Origin of the sequence: Anaerovorax odorimutans (genome assembly GCF_024459955.1) — a bacterium.
GTDB classification, from domain to species: Bacteria; Bacillota; Clostridia; order Peptostreptococcales; family Anaerovoracaceae; genus Hominibacterium; species Hominibacterium odorimutans_A.
This window is the reverse complement of sequence record NZ_JANFXK010000074.1, coordinates 1-771: the sequence shown is the minus strand read 5'-3', so window position 1 is coordinate 771 and position 771 is coordinate 1. Positions and strand designations below refer to the sequence as shown.

The 771-nt window shown below is 48.1% G+C and carries 1 protein-coding gene; it reads right to left on the bottom strand.

Annotation, left to right across the window (positions count from 1 at the left end; genetic code table 11):
• Nucleotides 1-771: hypothetical protein (locus NE619_RS17900; RefSeq protein ID WP_330640849.1), on the bottom strand; the 771-nt coding region annotated here is incomplete at both ends.

Genomic DNA, 771 nt, shown 5'->3' with positions numbered 1-771 from the left:
TACTCCTTCTTTCCCATCCGGTACGTTCGGTTCGCCACTTTGACCTCCATCGGCCACACCTCCATCTACGCCTAAATTAAAATCGCCGGCCTCCAGATTGACTGCCGGTTCTTCCATATCCGCGATACCCTGCTCCGCTTTCAGCCGGGCCACCTCTTCTTTTTTCCAGTCCTCATCTTTGCTGTCCCCGTACAGCTCTTCGACAGAAGCCTCAATACTCATGATGCCCTGCTGCTTGCCTTTGCCGACCGTCTCGACCTGGCTCTCAAAAGACGGATTTGCATATTCCCCAAAAGACACCTCTACATCAATGGGATCAACACCTTCCTTTGTAATCAATTCCCGGTAAGCCATGATACTGACCGAGATTAGCTCTTTCAAATCTTCTTGTAATGCGTCTACGATGGCATTTCTAGTGTAGAGCGTCGCCTTCTCTTTCTCGCGTTGTGCTTCCGCATTGTCCAGTTTCTTCACATCAATGCCGAGCGTTGATGGCGAGATCAGTCCCTGCATGCACAAGTCGAGCGCCGTGATATAGGTCGCAAGATAACTCTCGTGTGGGATGGAGGGTTGTTCAAGGTCTATTTTGTTCTGGGCATTTTCGGACATATCATTTCCGATTTTTACAAATCGGTTATCAAATGGATTCGGCTTCATCAGCTCACCGGTGTTTGGGTCTCTCGGTATTAAATCTTCCGGGATATATTCTTTTGATTTACCAGCTCTAAGCGCATCTATCCACTGCGACCATATTTCGTCTAAGCTATCAAA